General features: G+C 64.7%; 22 protein-coding genes. 1 reads left to right on the top strand and 21 read right to left on the bottom strand.

All coding sequences use genetic code 11. From position 1 onward, the window contains the following. Positions 1–15: 15 nt before the first annotated feature. The 17 genes from AC13HB_RS03995 to AC13HB_RS03915 form a co-directional block, all read right to left on the bottom strand. Entirely contained in the window at positions 16–639 is a 624-nt protein-coding gene (locus AC13HB_RS03995) for a helix-turn-helix domain-containing protein (RefSeq protein ID WP_482948433.1), read from the bottom strand. Between the two features lie 80 nt (positions 640–719). Then, complete coding sequence (locus tag AC13HB_RS03990) at positions 720–1154, bottom strand: BLUF domain-containing protein (RefSeq protein WP_482948432.1); 435 nt, start codon at positions 1152–1154, stop codon at positions 720–722. Next, positions 1154–2482: a protoglobin domain-containing protein gene (locus tag AC13HB_RS03985; protein ID WP_482948431.1), complete on the bottom strand. Its 1329-nt coding sequence runs from the start codon at positions 2480–2482 to the stop codon at positions 1154–1156. Before AC13HB_RS03985 ends, AC13HB_RS03990 begins: the two co-directional genes overlap by 1 nt. Positions 2483–2658: 176 nt before the next feature. After that, entirely contained in the window at positions 2659–3171 is a 513-nt protein-coding gene (locus tag AC13HB_RS03980) for a DUF1993 domain-containing protein (RefSeq protein ID WP_482948430.1), read from the bottom strand. Positions 3172–3277: 106 nt separating this feature from the next. Continuing rightward, positions 3278–3670: a curli-like amyloid fiber formation chaperone CsgH gene (gene csgH, locus AC13HB_RS03975; RefSeq protein WP_482948429.1), complete on the bottom strand. Its 393-nt coding sequence runs from the start codon at positions 3668–3670 to the stop codon at positions 3278–3280. 86 nt (positions 3671–3756) lie between these two features. Continuing rightward, a complete protein-coding gene (locus tag AC13HB_RS03970; RefSeq protein ID WP_482948428.1) occupies positions 3757–4269 on the bottom strand; it encodes a curlin-associated protein in 513 nt (170 codons plus the stop codon). 188 nt (positions 4270–4457) lie between these two features. Further along, on the bottom strand, positions 4458–4964 hold the full coding sequence (locus AC13HB_RS03965; RefSeq protein WP_482948427.1) for a hypothetical protein: 507 nt from the start codon (positions 4962–4964) through the stop codon (positions 4458–4460). A 276-nt stretch (positions 4965–5240) separates the two neighbouring features. Continuing rightward, positions 5241–6128, bottom strand: a complete 888-nt coding sequence (locus tag AC13HB_RS03960) for a hypothetical protein (protein ID WP_482948426.1) — start codon at positions 6126–6128, stop codon at positions 5241–5243. Between the two features lie 147 nt (positions 6129–6275). Further along, positions 6276–7064 (bottom strand): cell wall hydrolase, encoded by a 789-nt coding sequence (locus AC13HB_RS03955; RefSeq protein ID WP_482948425.1) that lies wholly within the window; start codon positions 7062–7064, stop codon positions 6276–6278. A gap of 194 nt (positions 7065–7258) precedes the next feature. Beyond that, complete coding sequence (gene ppdK / locus AC13HB_RS03950; RefSeq protein WP_482948424.1) at positions 7259–9928, bottom strand: pyruvate, phosphate dikinase; 2670 nt, start codon at positions 9926–9928, stop codon at positions 7259–7261. Positions 9929–9955: 27 nt separating this feature from the next. Continuing rightward, positions 9956–12322, bottom strand: a complete 2367-nt coding sequence (gene glyS, locus AC13HB_RS03945) for a glycine--tRNA ligase subunit beta (protein ID WP_482948423.1) — start codon at positions 12320–12322, stop codon at positions 9956–9958. Beyond that, entirely contained in the window at positions 12322–12780 is a 459-nt protein-coding gene (locus AC13HB_RS03940) for a GFA family protein (RefSeq protein WP_482948422.1), read from the bottom strand. The genes glyS and AC13HB_RS03940 overlap by 1 nt, the downstream gene beginning before the upstream one ends. After that, the gene (locus AC13HB_RS03935) at positions 12777–13169 is read right to left on the bottom strand and encodes a hypothetical protein (protein WP_482948421.1); all 393 of its coding nucleotides are present in this window, start codon (positions 13167–13169) and stop codon (positions 12777–12779) included. The genes AC13HB_RS03940 and AC13HB_RS03935 overlap by 4 nt, the downstream gene beginning before the upstream one ends. Before the next feature lie 17 nt (positions 13170–13186). After that, entirely contained in the window at positions 13187–14077 is an 891-nt protein-coding gene (locus AC13HB_RS03930; protein WP_482948420.1) for a glycine--tRNA ligase subunit alpha, read from the bottom strand. A gap of 71 nt (positions 14078–14148) precedes the next feature. Next, positions 14149–14352 carry a hypothetical protein gene (locus AC13HB_RS03925; RefSeq protein ID WP_482948419.1) on the bottom strand — a complete coding sequence of 68 codons (204 nt, stop codon included), beginning with the start codon at positions 14350–14352 and terminating at the stop codon, positions 14149–14151. Between the two features lie 37 nt (positions 14353–14389). Continuing rightward, entirely contained in the window at positions 14390–15118 is a 729-nt protein-coding gene (locus tag AC13HB_RS03920) for a tRNA1(Val) (adenine(37)-N6)-methyltransferase (protein WP_482948418.1), read from the bottom strand. Continuing rightward, positions 15115–15333 (bottom strand): putative signal transducing protein, encoded by a 219-nt coding sequence (locus AC13HB_RS03915; RefSeq protein WP_482948417.1) that lies wholly within the window; start codon positions 15331–15333, stop codon positions 15115–15117. Before AC13HB_RS03915 ends, AC13HB_RS03920 begins: the two co-directional genes overlap by 4 nt. Positions 15334–15487: 154 nt before the next feature. Here AC13HB_RS03915 and AC13HB_RS03910 point away from each other — a divergent pair, with 154 nt between their 5' ends. Then, entirely contained in the window at positions 15488–16516 is a 1029-nt protein-coding gene (locus AC13HB_RS03910) for a polyprenyl synthetase family protein (RefSeq protein WP_482948416.1), read from the top strand. Here AC13HB_RS03910 and AC13HB_RS03905 read toward each other — a convergent pair. The 4 genes from AC13HB_RS03905 to AC13HB_RS03890 all read right to left on the bottom strand — a co-directional run bounded on the left by AC13HB_RS03905 (position 16513) and on the right by AC13HB_RS03890 (position 21983). Beyond that, complete coding sequence (locus AC13HB_RS03905; protein WP_482948415.1) at positions 16513–17550, bottom strand: glycosyltransferase family 4 protein; 1038 nt, start codon at positions 17548–17550, stop codon at positions 16513–16515. The genes AC13HB_RS03910 and AC13HB_RS03905 overlap by 4 nt on opposite strands. 50 nt (positions 17551–17600) lie before the next feature. Further along, positions 17601–18464: a 4-(cytidine 5'-diphospho)-2-C-methyl-D-erythritol kinase gene (locus AC13HB_RS03900; RefSeq protein WP_482948414.1), complete on the bottom strand. Its 864-nt coding sequence runs from the start codon at positions 18462–18464 to the stop codon at positions 17601–17603. Then, positions 18461–20233 carry a tetratricopeptide repeat protein gene (locus tag AC13HB_RS03895; RefSeq protein ID WP_482948413.1) on the bottom strand — a complete coding sequence of 591 codons (1773 nt, stop codon included), beginning with the start codon at positions 20231–20233 and terminating at the stop codon, positions 18461–18463. Before AC13HB_RS03895 ends, AC13HB_RS03900 begins: the two co-directional genes overlap by 4 nt. Before the next feature lie 76 nt (positions 20234–20309). Then, entirely contained in the window at positions 20310–21983 is a 1674-nt protein-coding gene (locus AC13HB_RS03890) for an electron transfer flavoprotein-ubiquinone oxidoreductase (RefSeq protein ID WP_482948412.1), read from the bottom strand. Between the last annotated feature and the right edge of the window lie 58 nt (positions 21984–22041).

Below are 22041 nucleotides of genomic sequence, written 5' to 3'. Positions count from 1 at the left end.
AGGAAAGCACTGCGGTCAGGACTCTTCAAGCCGTGAGGGGACGAAACTGACGCCGGGCTCGAAGGGCTCGCCCTGCCCCGCCGCCTCGCCCTCTGCAATGATGATCTCGGCTTGCAGGATGCAGACGCCGTCCGGACCATGAAAGGGCGTGAACCCGATCACGACCGGAAGGGCCTTGCCGTCGCGCTCGGCGATGACCTGCATCTTCGCCGAAGCCAGTCGCCCCTCGAACAAGCCCGCCTTCAGCAGCTCCGAGGCGTATTGATCGACTTCGGAGCCGAAACGGCCGCGCACCGATTCGCCCACATCGTCGACCTTGACCAGCTGACCGTTGTTGCGCGTGCCTTCACTGATCAGGTCAATCACGACACCGGAATCCTGATAACGCAGGAGAACAAATAAATTCGGGCTGTTGCGAACGCTGGTACGCAGGGACTCAAGGAAGCGTTCAAGCGGCGAGTCGCGAAGACGCGCATCGATATACGCCCGAATGGTCTCGGGCGGCTCGGTGACACCGCGCTCCCACTGGCTCACGCTCGCCTGGCTGACACCGAGCTGCTTGGCCAATGCATCCTGTTTCAGATCCTCAAGGAACCTGAGTTCCTTGATTTTTCTTGCCCAACACATCGATACGAACACTTACTTTTTTTGCGGCTTTTAACGGTCGTATTTGCCCTGATATGCAAGTTATTGCCAGCTATAATTTACTAGGATGCAGCTCAGAGCGGACCCAGGGTCTGGAACAGGGAATTGCCGGACAGCATGCGCTCGGCATTCACCTGAAACGCCTTGAAGGGCGTCACTTCAGGACTGCGGAGCCAGGGCGCGCATTTGGGACGTCCCGGCCAGCGCCGGACCACGACATTCCAGTCATCATACCGGCGCGCGGAAATTTCAGCCATGCCAGCCAGTACGATATCGGTATGCCGGGGGTCGTTGGCGATCCGCCGGAAGGTCGCGGTCAGCGTGGATCGGGGCCCTTCCATGACCTGTACCAGGAGGGCGTCGTCGACAATCAGGACGCCCGTCAGCCCGTCACGCGGATTGTTCCGTTGCCCCGCCTCCAGGATAGCGGACAGAACGCGATCGTCCGCTTCCCCCTGCCCCGCCTTCCAGCTGCGCGTGCTGTAGAAAACCAACCGCGAAAGGATCATCAGGCAGCACCGGTTTTCCGCGTCCGTTCCAGAAATTCGCCGACCCGTGCCCGCAACAGATCCACTTCACCGCGAACGGCCTTGGCCTCGTCACGTACCGAGCCGGAGGATGCCTCGCAGTCGCGGACGCTTCCCTCGAGCGTCGAGGTCGCCTTGACGCTGCTCTCATTGCCGCTGGCCGCCTCGTTGGCGTTTCGAACGATCTCCCGGATAGCGCTCGACTGCTCTTCGATCGCCGCATTGATGCTCACGGAAGCCTCGTTCACCGCATCGATCGTGGACTGGATCCCTCCGATCGCGTCATTGGCAGTCTGCGTCGCCGCCTGGACTTCCGCTATCTGCTGCGCGATGCGGTCCGTGGCCGTGGCGGTCTGGTCCGCAAGCGCCTTCACCTCGCCGGCCACGACCGCGAAGCCGCTTCCGGCCTCGCCAGCCCTGGCCGCCTCGATCGTGGCATTGAGCGCGAGGAGATTCGTCTGCTTCGCAATATTCTGGATCAGACCGATGATATTTCCGATCTCCTGCGCCGCGCCGTCGAGCGTGCCCATGACGACACCGGCTTCGGCGACCTGTTCGACTGCGGTTCCGGCCTGAGTGGAGGTCCGGCTTACCTGACCGGAAATCTCGTCGACGGCGCCCTGCATCTGCTCTGCTGCGACAGCGACCGACTGGACATTGCCAGCCACCGTCCTTGCTTCGGTCGCAGCGACAGAGGCCTCGCCCAGCGTCGACTCCACCGACCTGGCCACTTCGGCGGCCACTGTGTCGAGACGGTCCGACGAATGGACGAGATTGTCGACGATGGCGGCCACGCCTTCCTCCAGATCGAGCGCCATGGCCTGACGCATGTCTTCCTCCCGGGCCTCATTGGCGGAAAGATAGGTAGACAAAGCCCGTTCCATGTCGAGGAAGATGGCACGCAGCAGCGCGTCAATTCGCGCATCGGGATTGCCCTTGCCCTCGCGGACGGCGGCCTTCACCAGCGATGACGCGATACCGGCATAGCCGGCAATATAGAAGCGCGGTTCCAGTCCGATGTCGCAATGCACCTCTCCGATGCGCTGCACATTGTTGAAATAGGTGCTCGAATACTCCGCGTCGAAAATGGTCTCCCAGTGAATCATCTGGTGCTTGCGGGCATGTTCGCGATGCTGGTCGTCGCGGAAGTAGACCGCAATGTCCGGGTCCCGCGACATGGTGGCGTAGAATTCGCGCAGCGCCCGGTCGATAGCTGGCACCATCCCCTGTTTCATGCCCGACAGCGTTTTTCGCGCGTCGGGCGTCAGGCCGAACAGGTCCAGACAGGCATTGTGTTCGTCGGAAGTCATGGCGTCCCCTCATAACGTCAAGTTCGCCATGACCCTCAACGCGAAGTGGTTAATCGGGTCCTAATGAGGTCTATTTCTTTTTATTTATCAGTTAGTTGCTTATTATATACTATTAGCCTTATTATTTTTGTGAAATTGGACGACCCGGTTGAGCCGCCCCGGTTTCCCGCGGATATCTACAGGCGCACGCCCATCATGTCGGCCTTGCCGAGCGGCACGCCGACACTGCGAAGGATGTTGTAGGTCGTCGCGGCGTGGAACAGCACATTCGCAAAGACGAAATTCTGGAGATAGGACTGGCGCGGCAGGGTCAGCTCACGATCCGGGCCGGCAGGAAACGTAATCATCGCCTCAGGCTGGTCGTCGATCCTGTCCGCGTCGAAAGCCTGGACCACATCCCGGGCTTTCGCGAGCCGGTCGCGAAGCGCCTGGAAATCGGCTTCGTCATCGGCCATGGCAGGCGGCTCCTCACCGGCGAGGCGGGCCATTCCCCTAACCGAAAAATCGCTGACCAGCTGGACCTGACGGGACAGGGGAAGCATGTCGGGTGCGAGACGCCAGCCGAGATAGACGCTTTCATCGGCACCGGTCTGCGAGGCATGGGCCGCGCCTTTCTCGAGGATGCCGTCGAGGGCCCGGTAGACCTGGTCGAGTTGAGTCTGTGCTATGGAAGAGAGCGTGAGTGACATGGAATTCCCCTTTGCATGTACCGCTCGCAAGTGGGGAGCCGGCTCCAGGAACGCAAGCGGGGACCGGAAAACGGTCCCCGCTGGCATTGCGTCCATAGCGTGAAAGTCAGGCCTGGCCGCCGAAATCGCATATAACAGCACCGCCCGCGGCGCGTGTCGTCAGCCGGGCGGAGAAGTCCGTTCCCGGGTTCATGAGGATATCCGAGACGATCACGACCGGCTCGCCGTCCGAATAGATGTCGCCTTCCTGGACGATATCGAACCCGCCGCCACCCGTACGCTGCGTGACCACCATGCGCCAGTTTTCGGCCTCGGTCTCCGGCAGGCTCCAGGCCGTCAGGAGCAGGCCGTCCGCGGTGGAATCGACATCGATTCCGCAGGTTTCCGGAGCGAGTCCGGAAGCGGATTCCGCTCCGCTCTCAAACGTATCCGCGGCTGCTGTAACCGCTGCGCCGCCCAGAGCGAGCAAAGCGGCAAGACTGACAAGCTTCATACCCATGACAACCTCCTTCGGTTCGGAATGAAAGCGTGCGCCCGGGGTCCGGAGGCCAAGCGGCAACTCCGGACCCGCACGCATGTCCGGGGCTAGTGCTCGCCCTGGATAACCAGCGTCACATTGCCGTTTCCGGTCTGCTTGACGTCCGCATATTGGCCATTGCCGACCTGGATGACGCCGACGCCATTGTTCGAGCCGTACTGGTCGGTATACGCCGTGTTGTTGCGGCCGATCTGGGCGATACCCGAAAGATTGCGGCTGCCCGTCTGGACGCTCGAGCCGTAATTATTGTAGCCCTGCTGACCGATCACCGCGTCATTGCGGCGACCATACTGATCGACATGGGCCTCGTTGTAGCGGCCGCGCTGACCGACAGTCGTACCGTTACGGGCACCGTCCTGGATGACGGTGACATACTGACGGTCGCCACGCTGGTTGATCACCATACGCTGACGATAGCCGTTCTGACGGCCCGCGATCTCGTTGTGGTAGCCCTGCTGGTTGACGCTGACGCGGTTACGCGATTGGGCGTCGGCGGCACCGACCGTACCGACGACCGAAACAGCTGCGAGCACGCCGGCGGCGAGAAGACGAAGTTTCATGAAACACTCCATTTGCTGACGGCTTGACGCCCTGTGCATCGAAGCCTGTCCTCTTTCTAACGGGTGCCTGATGAGCCCATTCTGAGGCGTGTATTCATAATCGGATCAGTTAGATGAACAGGCTGGCAGCCAGCATGAAAAAGCCCGGACCGAATGGTCCGGGCTCTCTCTCAACGATCACGGGGTGCTTAGTCATCATAGCGGCACTGTGCCGGACGGGCGGCGCGCAAGCGCTCGCACTGCGCGCGGGTGAGCCTGTAATTGCGCGCAGGCTGGGCTTGCCGTTGCGCGAGACGCTCTTGCGCGAGGCGGGCCTGTTCGGGCTGGCGCGCCCGCATGCCCGGACGCGTCGGCTGGGCCGGACGAGCCCGCCCGACCGTCAGAAGCGCGTGCGGCATGATGTGAACCTGGTCTGTCGAGCAGATGAGACGCCCGCGTCGGTCATAAACCTGGAGGGAACCGACGAGATGGGCGTCCTGTCCGATTTCCGCATCCCGAAGCTCGTCCATGCCCCGGAATGCGCCCGGCGCGACAAAGCCCAGTTGAAACAGATTGCGGGCCAGTATGGTGGAATCGCCCGGCGCGCCGCTGCCGGAGAACCGGCCGCCGAGACGGATATCGACATCGCTGCTGGGGATCGCCTGATAGAGATGGAAACGGTACGAGCCGGAAAGGTTTCCAGCAGCCTTGGGCATGACGACGCCCGCGGAGTTCGACAGATAAACCTGGATTCCGCAATCAGTGCCCGGCCGCAGCGGTATTCCGGCCGGCCCACTGGCGCTGGCCGCCGGGGCCGCGACACTGAGGACAGCGGCGGCGATCGCGAGTGCAGAACCGGCGGATTTGATTTTACCGTAAAGGCGACGCATGACGGGCTCCCTGGCTCCATGACGGACATATGGTCACGGGTCTAGCTGGAGCTGGATGAGCCTGTACTGACGATGCGGTTCAGACCGGGTTCATGCTGGAGCTCAGACAGCGACCTGGCGCGCGCCTTCCGGTTCGGCCGGTTGGGTGAGGATAATCGTCGCCTCCACCGTATTGCCGACACCCATATAGGACAGCTGGGTGAAGCCCATCGACCTGGCGAGCTTGATACCCTTGCCGCGATAGCCGGCGGCACTCGGATTGGCCATCTCGGCGGTTTCCGCGTCTATGCCCTCGCCATCGTCCTGGACGATGAGCGAGAGTGCCCGGGGGCCGCGATGGACGCTGAGACGGACGCGGCGATCACGATAGGCCGGTTCCTCCAGGCGGCGGGCGAGCTTGCGCTTCCAGTTGCCGTCGGCAAGTCCCTTGGCCTTCTCCGTCGCGTCGAAACCCAGATTGCCGTGCTCGATGGCATTGGCCAGCAAGACATAGAGGCCGACCGAGACCGGTTCGGGCCGCGGACAGGAGCGGCCGACCATCATGGCGAGATCGCGGGCCTCCTCCAGCGTGCGGACGAGGAATTCCCCGTCATGCATGCAGCGCAGCGCCTTGGCGCCGGCATCGCTTTCTTCCGGATTGCCCAGCTCGTAATCGCGCAGGGCGCGCAGGCCCTCGATCGCATTGCACAGCGTGCCGGCATCGCAATCATGGTCGAGATAGATATCCGCGCCGGAGCGCTTCGCATTACCCGTGACGAAGAGCGATTTCTGGTTCTCCGCCGCATTGGTGCGCGCTTCGGCTATCCGCTTGACATGGGCATCATCGGCGACGACGAGCGCGACCGGCCCCTCATCATCCATGGTGGGGCCCATATAGACCGTCATGCCCAATCCCTTGGCGAGCGCACGCGAGACCACCCGCGTGCGGTTGCTGTCGGTCATGCAGAGCCAGAGGCGCTCGGGCGTTTGGTCTGTCGTCGCAGACGCCATGATGTCTCCGCGAAGGCGAATTCCGGTCGGTTCAAGTCAAAGCATTTTCTACGCAAGACCTTAACAATGATTGTGCGCGCGCACCACGTTGCAGATTGCGACGCGATGCTGGTCAAGTTCTTGCGGGAGAAAATCGGACGCCAGGCCCTAGGCGTCGCGCTGGCGCACAATGCCTGCGGCGCGCTCGCGGCGCGTCGGGAAACGGTAGAAGATATGCGTGCCGATGCGGCGCGTGCGGACCAGGCCGTCATTCCAGTGCGGATCGACCGCCACCGTGTGGTAGTGCGTGGCCCGGCGGGTCACGTCACGGCCGAAGCCCATGAAGGCGTGCTGGGCGACCAGCTGGGAGCGGCGCCAGGAGCGGCCGCGCGGTTCGCGCACCGTGGACCCGTCGCAGGTGAAGGTGAACTGGCAGCCCGTCGTGCGCTCCGAGCCCTGATAGACCACGCCGCAGATCGAGTCCGGATAGAGCGAGCTGTCGACCCGGTTCAGGATGACCTGGGCCACGGCCAGCTGACCGACGAAGCTTTCGCTGCGCGCCTCGTAATAGATCGCCTGGGACAGGCAATCGACTTCCGAATTGATGTCGGCGGCATTCTGGAAATGGCTGCTGTCGAAAGTCCGCAGATCGTCCAGCGAACGCGCCGACAGGATGGCGCCGACCTCGCGGTCGGACTCAAGCATGATCGAGGCAATGCGCACGCTTTCCGGCGCCTGCCAGCGATCGTCGACATCGCCGCGCTGGAGATAGTGCAGGGCCAGCGAGGTGTAGACGAGGTTTTCGTCCTGCTCGCGGGCGCGGGCAGACGCCAGATTGAGGACGGCCAGCGTGACAGCGCACAGCAGCAGGGTCGCCAGCATGTGCAATGCCGTCGCCACCTGTTTTTGCTGGCTGCGTGCCGCGTCCAGATCCATCAACCGACTTCTTTCGTCCATGCGCGTAACCGAATCGCTCCCGCTTTCTGCGAAGAGCTTACCATGGGGGCCAACACTGAATCCCTCATGAAAAAGTAGCGCGCCTCTCTATTGAAACAGACCCACCGGGTCAAGCGCGCGACCCGATTACAAATAAGACATGACTCCCGTTACGCAAGAACGGGGCCATTTCGTCTTGTGATTTCAGGACTCTGCTACTGACGACGCAAACGGGCCTGGGCCGCCGCCAGGCGCGCGATCGGCACGCGGTATGGCGAACAGGACACATAATCGAGCCCGGTTTCCTCGCAGAAATCGATAGATGCCGGGTCCCCGCCATGCTCGCCGCAAATCCCCAGCTTGAGGGTTTCGCGGGCCGCACGACCACGCTCGGCGGCGATGGAGACGAGGTCGCCCACGCCCTCCTTGTCGAGCGAAACGAAGGGATCCTTCTCGAAGATTCCCGCTTCGAGATAATCGCCGAGGAATTTGCCTGCATCATCGCGGGACAGGCCGAACGTGGTCTGGGTCAGATCGTTCGTGCCGAAGGAGAAGAATTGCGCATCGCGGGCGATATCGCCGGCGCGCAGGGCGGCGCGCGGCAATTCGATCATGGTGCCGATGAGATATTTCGGCCTGGCGCCGCTTTCCTCGGCGACGGCCTTGGCCACGCCGGCGACGCGCGCCTTGAGGATGGAGAGCTCGGCCGCCGTAGCGACGAGCGGGATCATGACCTCGGCGAGCGGCTGGAAGCCGGTCTCCTTCTCGACCGCCACCTGGGCCTCGAAAATGGCCCGGGCCTGCATCTCGTAGATTTCCGGATAGGTGATGCCCAGACGGCAGCCGCGATGGCCCAGCATCGGGTTGGTCTCGGCCAGGTCGCGGGCGCGCGCCATGAGCTGGTCGGCCGGCAGGCCGGTGGCGCGGGCGACGTCCTCGACGTCCTCTTCCGTGTGCGGCAGGAATTCGTGCAGCGGCGGATCGAGCAGGCGGATCGTGCAGGGGCGCTCGCCCATGATGCGGAAGATCTGCGCGAAGTCGTCGCGCTGCATGGGGAGGATCTTGTCGAGCGCGGTGACGCGGCCGTCCTGGTCGTTGGACAGGATCATCTCGCGCACGGCGGCGATCCGGTCGGCTTCGAAGAACATGTGCTCGGTGCGGCAAAGCCCGATGCCCTCGGCGCCGAACTCGACCGCCGTCTGGCAGTCGGCCGGCGTCTCGGCATTGGTCCGCACCTTCATGCGACGCGCCTTGTCGGCCCATTCCATGAGATTGGCGAAATCGCCGGTCAGTTCCGGCTTGATCATCTTGGCTTCGCCGAACAGGACCTGGCCGGACGCGCCGTCAATGGTCAGCATCTCGCCGTCCTTGATGATGCGCTTGCCGACCGCGAACTGCTTCCTGGCATAGTCGATCTTGATCGAGCCGGCGCCGGAGACGCAGGGACGGCCCATGCCGCGCGCGACGACGGCGGCGTGCGAGGTCATGCCGCCGCGGGCGGTGATGATGCCCTCGGCCGCGTGCATGCCGTGAATATCCTCCGGCGAGGTCTCGACGCGGACCAGGATGACCTTCTCGCCGGCCTTGCGGCGTTCCTCGGCTTCGTCCGAGTCGAAGACGACCTTGCCCGAGGCCGCGCCCGGAGAGGCCGGCAGGCCCGTCGCGATCACGTCGCGCTCGGCTTCCGGATCGAGGGTCGGGTGCAGCAGCTGGTCGAGCTGGGCCGGATCGACGCGCATCACGGCCTCGTCGGTCGTGATCAGGCCTTCATTGGCCATGTCGACAGCGATCTTCAGCGCCGCCTTGGCGGTACGCTTGCCGTTCCGGGTCTGCAGCATCCAGAGCCGGCCGCGTTCGACCGTGAACTCGATGTCCTGCATGTCGCGATAATGGCGCTCCAGCTTGTCGAAGACGGCGGCGAGCTCGGCGAAGCTCTCCGGCATGGCGGCTTCCATGGACGGGGCCTCGTCGCCCATCTTCTCGCGCATGGCCTCGGTCAGGCATTGCGGCGTGCGGATGCCGGCCACCACGTCCTCGCCCTGGGCATTGACCAGGAATTCGCCGTAATAGCCCGTATCGCCGGTCGAAGGGTCGCGCGTAAAGGCAACGCCCGTCGCGGAGGTCTCGCCCATATTGCCGAACACCATGGCCTGGACGTTCACGGCCGTGCCCCAGCTGGCCGGGATGTCGTGCAGGCGGCGATAGGTCTTGGCCCGCTCGGTCATCCAGGAGCCGAAGACGGCGCCGATCGCGCCCCAGAGCTGTTCCCGCGGATCGGACGGGAAGTCCCGGCCGAGTTCCTGCGCGGCGGCGGCCTTGTACTCGCCGACAATGCTTTCCCAGTCGTCCGCCGAAAGCTCGGTATCGAGCTGGTAGTCGTTATCGTCCTTGAAGGCGTCCAGGATGTCCTCGAAGATCGCGTGGTCCACGCCCAGCACGACGTCCGAATACATCTGGATGAAGCGGCGATAGCTGTCATAGGCGAAACGGCGGTCGCCGGAGAGCTTGGCGAGGCCCTCGGCGGTCTCGTCATTGAGACCCAGATTGAGCACCGTATCCATCATGCCCGGCATGGATGCACGGGCGCCGGACCGTACGGACACCAGGAGCGGGTTTGACGGATCGCCGAACGACTTGCCGACGGCGGCTTCCAGCTTGGCCAGCGCGTCCTCGACCTGCGGGGTCAGGCTGTCCGGATATTGCTGGGCGTTCTCGTAGAAGGCCGTGCAGACCTCGGTCGTGATGGTGAAACCGGGCGGTACGGGCAGGCCGAGCTTGGCCATCTCGGCCAGATTGGCGCCCTTGCCGCCGAGCAGTTCGCGCATGCCGGCTTCGCCTTCGCTGTCGCCGCCGCCAAACGCATAGACCCACTTGGTTCCGGTCATCCCATCAGCGCTCATGGTCATTCGTCCCTAACCTGAAATCCGGTCGAAGTCCGCAACGGCGCCCACGGCCGTGCGGATCGAAGACAATAGAAGAAGCCGGTTGCGGCGCAACGCGGCGTCGTCTGCATTCACAGTCACATCGTCGAAGAAGCTGTCGATCGGCAGGCGCAGGCGCGCCAGGGCCGACATGGCGGCGGTGAAGTCCTCGCGCTCCAGCGCGGCTTTCGCCTCCGGTCCCACCTGGTCGAGCGCGCCGATCAGCGCCTTCTCGGCCGCATGCGGCGCATCGTCGAGATAAGCCGCGTCCGGAGACCCGGCATAGGCGCCCTCGCCGTCCTTCTTCTCTTCTGCCTTGAGGATATTCGCCGCCCGCTTGAACCCGGCCAAGAGCGCCGCGCCGTCCTCGGTATTCAGGAAGGCCTGCAGGGCACGCGCCTTGGCGGTCACACGGACGAGGTCGTCATCACCCAGCGCGAAGACGGCGTCGATCACGTCGTGGCGGATACCCTCATCGCGGAGGTGGACTTTGAGGCGGTCGGCGAAGAAGGCGAGGAGGTCCCGAATGGTACGCTCTTGTGCTTCCCAGATCTTCTTCAGCTCAACCTGTTCGGTGGGCTCAACCGTGACGTGATCGAACGAGCCCGTCTCTAGCAGTCTATCGATCGAGGCCATCTCCAACTTCCAGCGGGCCTCTCCCATCGCTTCCATGATTTCACCATGATGGGATAGCAAGTTGGGCAACAAGCGAAGCCGAGCCTCACCCTCCAACAAAACCCGGATCACCCCCAGCGCCGCGCGTCTCAGGGCGAACGGATCCTTCGAGCCTGTCGGTTTTTCGTCGATCGCCCAGAAGCCGACCAGCGTGTCCAGCTTGTCGGCCAGCGCGACAGCGGCGGAGACCGGCGCGGTCGGCACTTCGTCGGACGGGCCCTGCGGCTTGTAGTGATCCCGGCAAGCGTCGGCGATTGCGTTGGCTTCCGCCTCGCTCAGCGTAGCCCAGTCGAAGTCCCCCTTCGAGCCGGGCTCTGCCCGGCCCACTTCCCCCTCGGGGGGAAGACGAAGCGCAGCCTCATTTCGTCCTCCCCCATCGGGGGAGGTGCCGCCGGAGGCGGCGGAGGGGGTCTGCGCGGCAAGCCACTGGTCGAGGGCATAATAGCGGCCCATCGCGCCCTGGAGCTCGGGGAATTCATAGACCATCTCGGAGACGAGATCGGCCTTGGCCAGACGCGCGGCCTTTTCGGCAAGGTCCGCATCGGCGCCGACCACCGGCGCCAGTTCGCGGGCCAGCGCGGCGACGCGCTCGACCTTGTCGGCCACCGTGCCCAGCTTTTCGTGGAAGGTGACCTTTGACAGCTGGGCTGCCATCTCGGACAGCGGCGTCTTGCGGTCATTGTCCCAGAAGTGGCGGGCGTCGGAGAGACGGGCCGAGAGCACGCGGGCATTGCCCGCGGCAATCGCTTTGCCGCCATCGGGGGCGACCTGATTGGCCACGACGACGAATTTCGACGTCACGCCGTCCTCGCCCGGCTTTCGCACGGCGAAGTATTTCTGGTGGGTCTTCATGGTCAGCGTGATGACTTCCGGCGGCAGGTCCAGGAAGTCCGGGTCCATATCGCCCAGAAGCGGCACCGGCCATTCGACCAGTCCCGCGACCTCGCTGAGAAGTCCCTTGTCCTCGACCAGCTCCAGACCGGCATCGCTGCAGACCTTGCGCGCGCCTTCCAGAATGATCGCCTCGCGCTCGGCGCGCGACTGGATCACACGCCCCTCTTCGCGCAGCACCTTCGTGTATTGCGCGTAATCGCTGATCTCGAACGGCCCGCGGCCCATGCGGCGATGGCCTTCGGTGAGATTGCCGGACTTGATGCCGAACACTTCGAAATCCACGACCTGGCCGTCGAACAGGCAGAGCAGGCGCTGGATCGGACGCACCCAGCGCTGGGCTTTCTCGCCCTCGCCGATCTTCATCGATTTGGCCCAGGGGAAAGAGTGCATCACCTCCGGAATCACCTCGGCGATAACATCCGTCATCAATCGGCCCGGCTTTTCGATGATGGCGACCCAGTATTCGCCCTTCTTGTCTTCGCGCGTCTCGCACTGGCCGAGACTGTCCAGGCCAGCACCGCGGAGGAAGCCGGCCACGGCCTGTTCCGGCGCGCCGACACGGGGGCCCTTGCGCTCTTCGCGCACATCTTCGGTCCGAACCGGGAGACCATTGATCATAATTCCGAGGCGCCTCGGACCAGCAAAGGTCACCCACTCCTCAGCATCGGCCCAGGTGACGCCTCTTTTCTTGAGAGCCCCCTCAAGAAGAGTCGTCAAATCCTGCTCGGCGCGCGGCTGCATGCCGGCCGGGATTTCCTCGCAGAAGATTTCAAACAGCAGTTCGGACATCACACATGTTCCTGGGCGGCCCAGCGCTCCATGAGCGCGAAATAGCCGTCATCGGGCGCTTCTTCGTAGATCAGCGCGTCTTCGTCGAAAATCATCCAGTCGAGGGCCGACTTGACCCAGATATGACCGACCGGGTTCAGCTTGGCCCTGTCGTCCAGCGACCCCGCCTTGAGCGAAAGGGAGGGCTTGCCCTCGGTATCGTTGGCGATGCGTGTTCCGCATTTCGAGCAGAACATGCCCAGCTTCCTGTTCTTGCCCTCGGTCTTGATCTCGAAAGCCGCGACCGCGCCCTTGAGAAAGCGGAACCCGTCCCGCTCGACCAGCATGGACAGGCCGAAAGCCGAGGAAGATTGCTGCTGGCAGGCCGGACAATGGCAGGCATAGAGCGTCAGCGGCTGCTTCGTCACCTCATAGCGGACCTCGCCGCACTGACATCCACCGCGCAGGGGAAGTTTCATGAGGAGGCCTCCCAGCTTTCACAATCCACCTGATCAGCCAGGCGGCTGGCATCGCCCACCGTAGCGTTCGCCGTCACCATGACTCGCCAGACTTGGCCATCGTCGCAAAGGTCGCCAATGACGAATTCTCCGCGCGCCATATTGATGGCTTCCTTGCCATAAATCATCGCTGCGGCAGTAGGCGGCGGGACCAGACGAAGACGCCCGGCGAGTGACTGCCCGTCATTTCCGGACAACTCGAACGCGACAAAGTTCACCCTGCCGTCCGCGTCCCTACCCGATCGCTGGATGACCGCACTGTCCGGGAGAAACTCGGGTTGAGCGGCATTGCCCGCGGCCTGAGACCAAACTGCAGGAGAGAGAAACGCAGCGACTGCGATACCCGCCATGATGTGGCCGCTTCCCATCACGCTTCGGTCTCCAGCGCCTTGCGTTCGCACTCGACCCAGGCTTCCGCGCAGCCCCTGGCCAGTTCGCGGACGCGGGCGATCCAGCTGGCGCGCTCCGCCACGGAAATGGCGCCGCGGGCATCGACCAGGTTGAAGAGGTGTGAGGCCTTCAGGGCGAAATCATAGGCCGGCAGGGGCAGCGGCTTTTCCAGCGCCAGCAGCGCCTTGCACTGCTCGGCGGCTTCCTCGAACCAGCGCGTCAGGATGTCGACATTGGCGTGTTCGAAATTGAAGGCGGAGAATTGCCGCTCGGCTTCCTGAAAGACCTCGCCGTATTTCAGGCCGGCGCCGTTGAAGTCGAGGTCGTAGACGTTCTCGACGCCCTGCACATACATCGCCAGGCGTTCCAGCCCGTAGGTCAGCTCGCCGGAGACGAGGTCCACATCGAGACCGCCGACCTGCTGGAAATAGGTGAACTGGGAAACTTCCATCCCGTCGCACCAGACTTCCCAGCCCAGCCCCCAGGCGCCCACGGTCGGGTTTTCCCAGTCGTCCTCGACGAAGCGGATATCGTGCAGGTCGCGATCAATGCCGATGGCGTCCAGCGAGCCCAAGTAGAGGTCCTGGATGTCGGCCGGGCACGGCTTCAAGAGGACCTGGAACTGGTAATAGTGCTGCAGCCGGTTCGGGTTCTCGCCATAGCGCCCGTCGCCCGGACGGCGCGAGGGCTGGACATAGGCGGCATTCCAGGGACGCGGCCCCAGCGAGCGCAGCGTGGTTGCCGGGTTCAGCGTGCCGGCGCCGACCTCGACGTCGTAGGGCTGGAGAATGGCACAGCCCTTCGACGCCCAGTAAGCCTGCAGACGGAGGATCAGGTCCTGGAAGGACGGCGCTTTGTCGACAGCCATGTCACGGATTCCCGGCGAAAACTCAGAAGGGCCCAAAAGTGGGCGGACACTAGGCAAGCGCGCCCGCGTAATCAAGCACGCGAGTCCTCGCCTTTGTGCGACGCAGCATCGCGGTCGGGACCGGTATCGGACCGGTCTTCCGGCGGCGCTTCGAACTGCGCCTCCACCGCCCGACGCGCCGCTTCCACAGCCCCGTCCCGCTTATCCCGCCGCTTGCCGCGCAGCGCGAAGAAGAGAATGAGCGCGAGGAGGAGTATGAGAATGGTGGGGATCATGGGTGAGGTTTAGCGCGGTTTCAGCATGAAGCGCCAGCTACCCCATCTCCACCAGCGCATCACCCTTGAGGATCGCATCCGCCTCCGCCGAATGCCCCTCCCCCTCATGCAGCACCAGGGGCGCGAGCAGGACCAGCGGGGCGCGGCCGCCGATGGTGGCGCGGACGATGATGCGCTTGGCCGGCTCGCCCGCGCGTGGCTGGACGGGCTTGACGACGAGCGAACCGAAGGAGCGGTCGAGCGCCTTGATGATGTCGGCCAGCCGGTCGGCGCGGTGGATCAGGGTGAGCCGGCCCTTGGCTTTCAGCGACCGCGCCGCACAGCGCACCCAGTCCTCGAGCGGGACGTCGCCGGACAACCAGGCCTCGCGCTTCGTTTCCTTCGGTGCGCGCAGGCTGGACGGGTCGTCGAAAAAGGGCGGATTGAAGAAGACCTGGTCGACTTTCAGCGTATTGCCCAGCTGGGTGATATCCGCATGGCGCACGGTCACGCGCCGGCCCATGCCGTTGGTCTCGGCATTGTCCTTGGCGAGGAAGGCCGCTTTCGGGTCGCGCTCGACGCCGACCAGCATGGTGTCGGTCAGGCGCTGGGCAACGGAGAGCAGAGCCGCGCCCGGCCCGCATCCGAACTCGGCCAGCGTTTCGCCCGGCTTTGCCGAGATCGCAGCGGCGAGCAGGACGGCGTCCATGCCCGCGCGATAGCCGTTGGCGGACTGCTTGATCGTGACCCGGCCGCCAAGCAGCTTGTCGGTCGTGACATTGCTCACGCGCCGGCCTCTCTGAAGGCCTCTTCGAGCAGGGATGCAGCCCGGCTCGCGTCTTCGTCGACCACCATCAGGCGGCGCTTGATAAAGGGCAGTCCGCCGCCATAAAGGCTCGACATACCCTCATCCAGCGTGACGGACTCGATACCGGCATCGCCCAGAACCGATTCCGCGAAGGACAGCTTCACCGGATCGTTGGTTCTCAAAACCTCTTTCACGCCGCACCCTCCGACCGGCATGACGTGCCCCGCCCCGCCGGATCACGTCCCTGTGCTGTTTCGTCACCGCCTAGACTGCTTGCCGGGGGGTGTCGGGATTTCTATTGTCCGGGGGATTGGCACTGGCATCAAGAGGACCGCTGGCGTGGACAGCATGGTGAACGTCGAAGCGGCGACGGCGCAAACTCGCACGGAGAATGCAGCCGAACGTCTGGCCTCCCTGGCCTATGACGACATGCGCCGGGTCGATGCCCTCATCCTCGAGCGCCTGGACAGCCATGTCGAGCTGATCCCGGAACTTGCCCGCTATCTCATCGAGGCCGGCGGCAAGCGCGTGCGCCCGATGATCACCGTCGCCGCCGCCAACATGCTGAACTATCGCGAGGATGCGCCGATCCGGCTCGCCGCAGCCGTCGAATTCATCCACACCGCAACCCTGCTGCACGACGACGTGGTCGACGAAAGCGGCATGCGGCGCGGGAAGATCGCGGCCAATCTGGTCTGGGGCAATGCCTCTTCCGTCCTGGTCGGCGATTTCCTGTTCGCACGCTCCTTCTCATTGATGGTGGAAGCCGGGTCGATGAAGGCGCTGGGCGTGCTCTCGGCTGCCGCCTCGACGATCGCCGAGGGCGAGGTCCGCCAGCTCTCCGCGGTGAAGGATACCGGCATCACCGTCGATACCTACATGCAGATCATCGACGCCAAGACGGCCGCGCTCTTCGCGGCGGCCTCGGAAGTCGCAGGCATCGTGGCTGGCCGCCCGGACGCCGAGCAGCGTGCGCTGGAGACCTATGGCCGCGAACTCGGCCTCGCCTTCCAGCTGGTCGACGACGCGCTCGACTATGACGGCGCCGCCGCCAAGCTGGGCAAGTCCACGGGCGACGACTTCCGCGAAGGCAAGGTCACCCTGCCCGTCGCCCTGTCGATCCAGGCCGGACGGGCCAACGGCTCGACCGACGAGCAGGACTTCTGGCAGCGTGTGATCGGCGAGACCGACCAGCGCGAGGGCGATTTCGAGCGGGCGCTGGACTATATGCGCACTCATGGCGCGCTCGCCGCCACGGTCGATGCCGCGCGCGACCATGCACGCCGCGCCCGAGAGGCGCTCTCCGTCTTCGAGGACAATCAGTGGCGCCGCGCCCTGGAAGACCTCGCCGACTTCGTGGTCGAACGCGCCTACTAGTCCAGGATATTGAGGCCCGCCTGCCCGGCCCGGCGGCGGATCTGCCGGTGCAGCCAGGTGAAGGCCGATGCGCCGACCGCCAGCATGAGCAGCTTGAACAAGGCCGGTCCCGCCGCGCCGATCAGCGCCAGCACCCCGCTCACCAGCGCAAGCCCGCCCCAGAACACCGCGACTTCGCGATGCGTGTATCCCATGCGCAGCATGAGCTGGTAGGCGTGCGCCCTGTGAGCCACGAAAAGCGGCCGCCGCGCCTTGGCACGAGCCGCCAGGGTCAGCAGGACATCGCCCAGCAGCGGCATGACCAGAAGCGGTGCGAGGAAGACCGTCCCCGGGGCGGCGCCGGACGCCCAGGCGAGCGCCAGACCGGCGAAAATGGTTGCCGTGCCCAGCGAACCGGTATCGCCCGCGAAAAGATGGCCACGGCGCGAAAGAAGCGGCGCGTTCCAGACCGCGAAACCGGCCAGGGCTGCCGCCAGCGCGATGGCGGCGATCGCGACAGGCCCCTCGCCCATCACGCCGATCGCCAACGCTGCCGGGATCAGCGTCGCGGCCATGAAGCCGTCTGCGCCATCCATGAAGTTCACCGCATTGACGAGCGTGAAGACCCAGAGCGCCGAGCCCAGAAGCCCGATCAGCCAGGGCAGCGGCAGGCCGAGATCCGTCACCGGCCCCGCCATGCCGGCGAGCAGGAGCGAAATCGCGCTGAGGGCGGCAAATTTCAGCTTCTCCGACAAGGTGAAAAGGTCGTCGAACAGGCCCAGCACGCCGGCAAGACCGGCCGAGAGCGCGATGCCCGCCAGCACCGCCATGTCGGAGGGGCGCTCCATTTCGATCAGAAAGAATGCCGCCAGGAAACCGGCGAGAATACCCACCCCGCCCGCACGCGGCGTCGGTTTCTTGTGACTGGAGCGCAGATTGGGGTGATCCATGATGCCGACGCGGATCATCAGCCAGGACACGAGCATGGCAGCGCCGAAGGCGGGCAGGATCACGCGCATCAGTGTGGGCAGGAGGTCGGCGGCATCAAACGGCATTCTATCGGCATCCTCTGGCGCTTTGGTATGGACGCTTCAGGAGACGCCCGTCAGGCCGCCTCCCCGGCGCTGCTGCGCAGGGTCACCGCACGCGCGAAACCGGGGTAGGCCCTCGCCACCGTTTCGGCCAGTTCGGCGCTGTCTGCAAGACCGAAGCAGCTGGCACCGGAACCCGACATGCGCGCAAGCGATATGCCGGGCTGGGCATCCAGCCAGGTCAGCGCTTCGCCGACCTCCGGCGCGATCTCGCGTGCGGACGGTTCGAGATCATTGGGCTCGCCGCGCAGCCAGTCGAGAACGGCTTCGCCGGGCGGCCCGGACAGCTCCAGCGGCGGCGGTCCCGACTCATCAAAGCGCCGAAAGACTGGTCCCGTCGGCACGGCGACGCCCGGATTGAGAATGATGGCGTGAAAGGCCGGCCAGTCCGGCAGCATTTCGATCCACTCGCCGATCCCGCGCATCCGCAAGGGCCTGGAATAGATGCAAGCCGGCACGTCGGCACCGAGATCGAGCCCCAGTTCGGCCAGCCGGTCGAGCGGCCAGCCGAGCCCCCAGAGCCTGTTCAGTGCGCGCAGCGTGGCCGCCGCATCGGCCGATCCCCCGCCGAGCCCGGCCTCGACCGGTATCTCCTTGTGCAAGTGGATCATCGCGCCCTGTTCGATACCGGCCGCCGACTGCAGCGCCATGGCAGCCCGCAGGACGAGATTGTCGCCGCCGGGCGAGAGCTGGCGCGAGGGGTCGCCGGACATGGACAGGAGAAAGGCCGGCGAAGGACGCACGCGGACCTCGTCGCCCCAGTCTGCGAAGACGACCAGGCTGTCGAGCGGGTGATAGCCGTCGGCACGGGGAGCACCGACGCGGAGCGTCAGATTGACCTTGGCCGGTGCAGTTTCGCGTAACTCGTTCGCGCTCACGGCTGGCCCGCTCCGTCCTCCCCGCCTCCGCTCGCGGTCGCCGCTTCATAGCGCTCGGAGGCTTCCGGACGGCGCTGGAACAGGGAGAGATCCTCGGCCGGCGGGTGGCCGTGCTCCAGCCGGTATTCCAGGCCTTCGCGCTGGTCCGGGCGCGGATCGAGATCGAGCGCCCGGCGCCACTGGAAACCGGCTTCCAGCTGGCGGCCGACCTGCCAGTAGGCATCGCCAAGATGGTAGTTCGCCGTCACATTTCCGGGATCGAGCTCGGCTGCGCGCTCAAGCTCGATCACCGCCGCCTCGTAATTGCCGAGCTGGTAATGCGCCCAACCGAGACTGTCGATGACATTCCCGTCCTCCGGCTGGAGTTCCGCAGCGCGGACGACCATATCGAAGGCCTCGTCGACATTTTCGTCGCGCTCGATCCAGAGATAGCCGAGATCGTTGAGCAGGGTCGGCTGGTCCGGCGCGATCTCCAGTGCAGCAAGAAAAGCCGCTTCGGCCTCATCCCAGCGATCCAGTTCGACCAGGCAGCTCGCGCGGAAATATTCATAGGCCCAGTTCGGCGCAACGCCGCGCGCTCGGCTGGTCTCGATCAGCTCGCCATAGAGCGGCAGCGCTCCGGCGCAATCACCCCGGATGCGCGACATTTCAGCATGGACCAGGGTCGCTTCCAGCGCATCCGAACGCGCATCGAGCGCCACGGCCTCCTCATAAGCGCGCTGCGTTTCCCCGAGCGAGGAGAGCAGCGCGATACGGTCGAGTTCCGCCGGCGCCTTGAACAGCCCCTCCGGCACGCGCGCATATTCCTCCAGAGCAAGCTCGGGCAGGCCGATGCGCTGAAGACTGCCGCCCAGCTGAAGACGGACCGGCGCAAAGCGCGGATCGAGCCGCTGGACCATGCGCAGATAGGCAATGGAAAGGTCGAAATCGGCCTGGGACGCCAGGTCTGCCGTCGGGCCATAGAGCGCTCGCGCCGTCAGCTCTGCCACATTGAGCCGGCCCGGGGCACGCTGCCCGGCCTCCACCGCATCGAGCGCGCTGGTGACGAGACGGTATTCCGGCACGCCGCCAACGGAACCCTGGCTTTCATTGAGATAATGTCCGTACAGTTCCAGCGCGTCCTCCCGGCGGCCCTGACGGCGCAGGAATTCGCCATAGCGGTCGACGGCGAGGCCGCGATGCGTGGATGTGTAGACGGCAGTCCGGTAGGCCGTGTCCGCGCGTTCGTATTCGCCCGCGAATTCGGCCAGCATGCCCCTGTGGAGATTGAGATGACCGGCAAGGAAGCCCGGTGCCGAGGTTTCGTCGGCCAGCGCCAGCGCTTCGTTGGCGCGCCCCGACCCGGCCAGGGCCCATTGCTCCAGCAGATCGCTCATGAAGGCGTTGTAGGGTCCGAAAGCCGGCGCCTGCTCGATGAGGGTACGGGTTTCACGATAATCGCGGGCGGCGATACGGTCGGCCGCGCTGTAGAGCGTGGCAAGCCGGCTGGGATCGCCGGCGGCCAGCGTCTGCCGCGCCAGACCGGCGGCCTCGTCGAGATCGCCGGCGATGACGGCGGTGATGAAGGCCCGGTCGGTGAGAACCGCATTGCCCGGTTCAAGATCGAGGGCACGGGCGTAGTAATCCGCAGCGCCGTGAGCGTCGCGGTTCACGCCGGCATAACGGGCCGCCAGGAAGGCGCCGTAGGCGGAGGGTTCGTCCTCCGCCGTTACCGACACGCAGGAGGCAAGGCCGGTCACGGCCGCAAGCACGAACAGGGTACGGGTCACGGATGTCATACAGCCATGCTCGCGCCGCCGATGCCGCGTTGCAAGTGCGAAGCGCGGCACCGGGGAGAAATTCGCGCTACATATTGGCGTACATCGGACCGCCGCCGCCTTCCGGCGTCGTCCAGTTGATGTTCTGGTTCGGGTCCTTGATGTCGCAGGTCTTGCAGTGGACGCAGTTCTGGGCGTTGATCTGGAAACGCTGCTCGCCCGTCTCCTCGTCCTCGACCCATTCATAGACGCCCGCGGGGCAGTACCGGGTCGACGGACCGGCGAACTCGCCCAGCTCGGACGCCTTCTGCAGCGCCTCGTCTGAGAGTTTGAGGTGTACCGGCTGGTCTTCCTCGTGATTGGTGTTGGAGATGAACACCGAGGACAGGCGGTCGAAGGTCAGGACGCCATCGGGCTTGGGATAGTCGATCGGCTTGTGCTTCGCGGCCGGCTCGAGGCTTTCCGCATCGCTCTTGCCGTGCCCCATCGTGCCGAAGGGCGACCAGCCGCCGGTCAGCGTGTTGATCCACATGTCGAGACCGCCCAGGGCAATACCGAGCACGGTGCCGAATTTCGACCAGAGCGGTTTGGCATTGCGGACGCGCTTGAGGTCCTTGGCGACCCAGGAGCTATCATAGGCTTTCTGGTATTCGCTCAGCGTGTCGTGCGCACGGCCGTCGGCGAGCGCTGCGAACACGCTTTCCGCCGCCAGCATGCCCGTCTTCATGGCGTTATGGCTGCCCTTGATGCGCGGCACGTTCACGAAGCCCGCGGAACAGCCGATCAGCGCACCGCCCGGGAAGGCAAGGTCCGGAACGGACTGGTATCCACCCTCGGTAATGGCGCGCGCGCCGTAGGAAATACGCTCGCCGCCTTCCAGGACCGAAGCGATCGCCGGATGGGTCTTGAGACGCTGGAATTCCTCGAAGGGCGAGAGATACGGATTCTTGTAGTTCAGGTGAACGACGAACCCGATCGAGACCAGATTGTCGCCGAAATGGTACATGAAGGAACCGCCGCCGGTGGAATTGTCGAGCGGCCAGCCCATGGTGTGCTTGACCATGCCCGGCTTGTGGTTCTCCGGCTTTACGCGCCACAGCTCCTTCAGGCCGATGCCGAATTTCTGCGGCTCCTTGCCCTCTGACAGCTCGAACCGGCTGATCAGCTTCTTGGCCAGCGAGCCGCGGGCACCCTCGGCGATCAGCGTGTACTTGCCGCGCAGCTCCATGCCCGGCTGATAGCCGTCCTTGTGACCGCCATCGCGGGCCAGACCGAAATCTCCGGTGATCACCCCCTTGATGACGCCGTCTTCCTCGATCAGCTCGGCTGCCGGGAAGCCCGGATAAACCTCGACGCCCAGCGCTTCGGCCTGCTCGCCCAGCCAGCGGCAGACATTGGCCAGCGAGACGATATAGCAGCCGTGATTGCTCATCAGCGGCGGGAAGAAGATGGTCGGAAGGCTGATCGAACCGGCTTCGCCGAGCACCTCGAAAATATCGCTCTTGACCGGATCCTCGAGCGGCGCGCCCTTTTCCTTCCAGTCCGGGATCAGTTCGTTGAGGGCTTTCGGATCCACGACGGCGCCAGAAAGAATATGCGCCCCGACTTCCGCGCCCTTCTCGAGGACGGCAATGGACAGGTCATTGCCCGCATCCGCCGCCAGTTGCTTGAGCCGGATCGCCGCGGAAAGGCCGGCCGGGCCGCCTCCCACGATGACGACGTCATACTCCATGGACTCGCGTTCGATTGCGGCGTCGGTCATGCGGAAGCCCCTCCTTCTCGTGTCGCATCCGGCCCCGGGCCCTGATAGAGGACTGGCC

It is taken from the genome of Maricaulis sp. B-26, assembly GCF_056857855.1.
The sequence above is the reverse complement of the archived record's forward strand: the minus strand, read 5'-3'. Positions and strand labels throughout refer to the sequence as shown.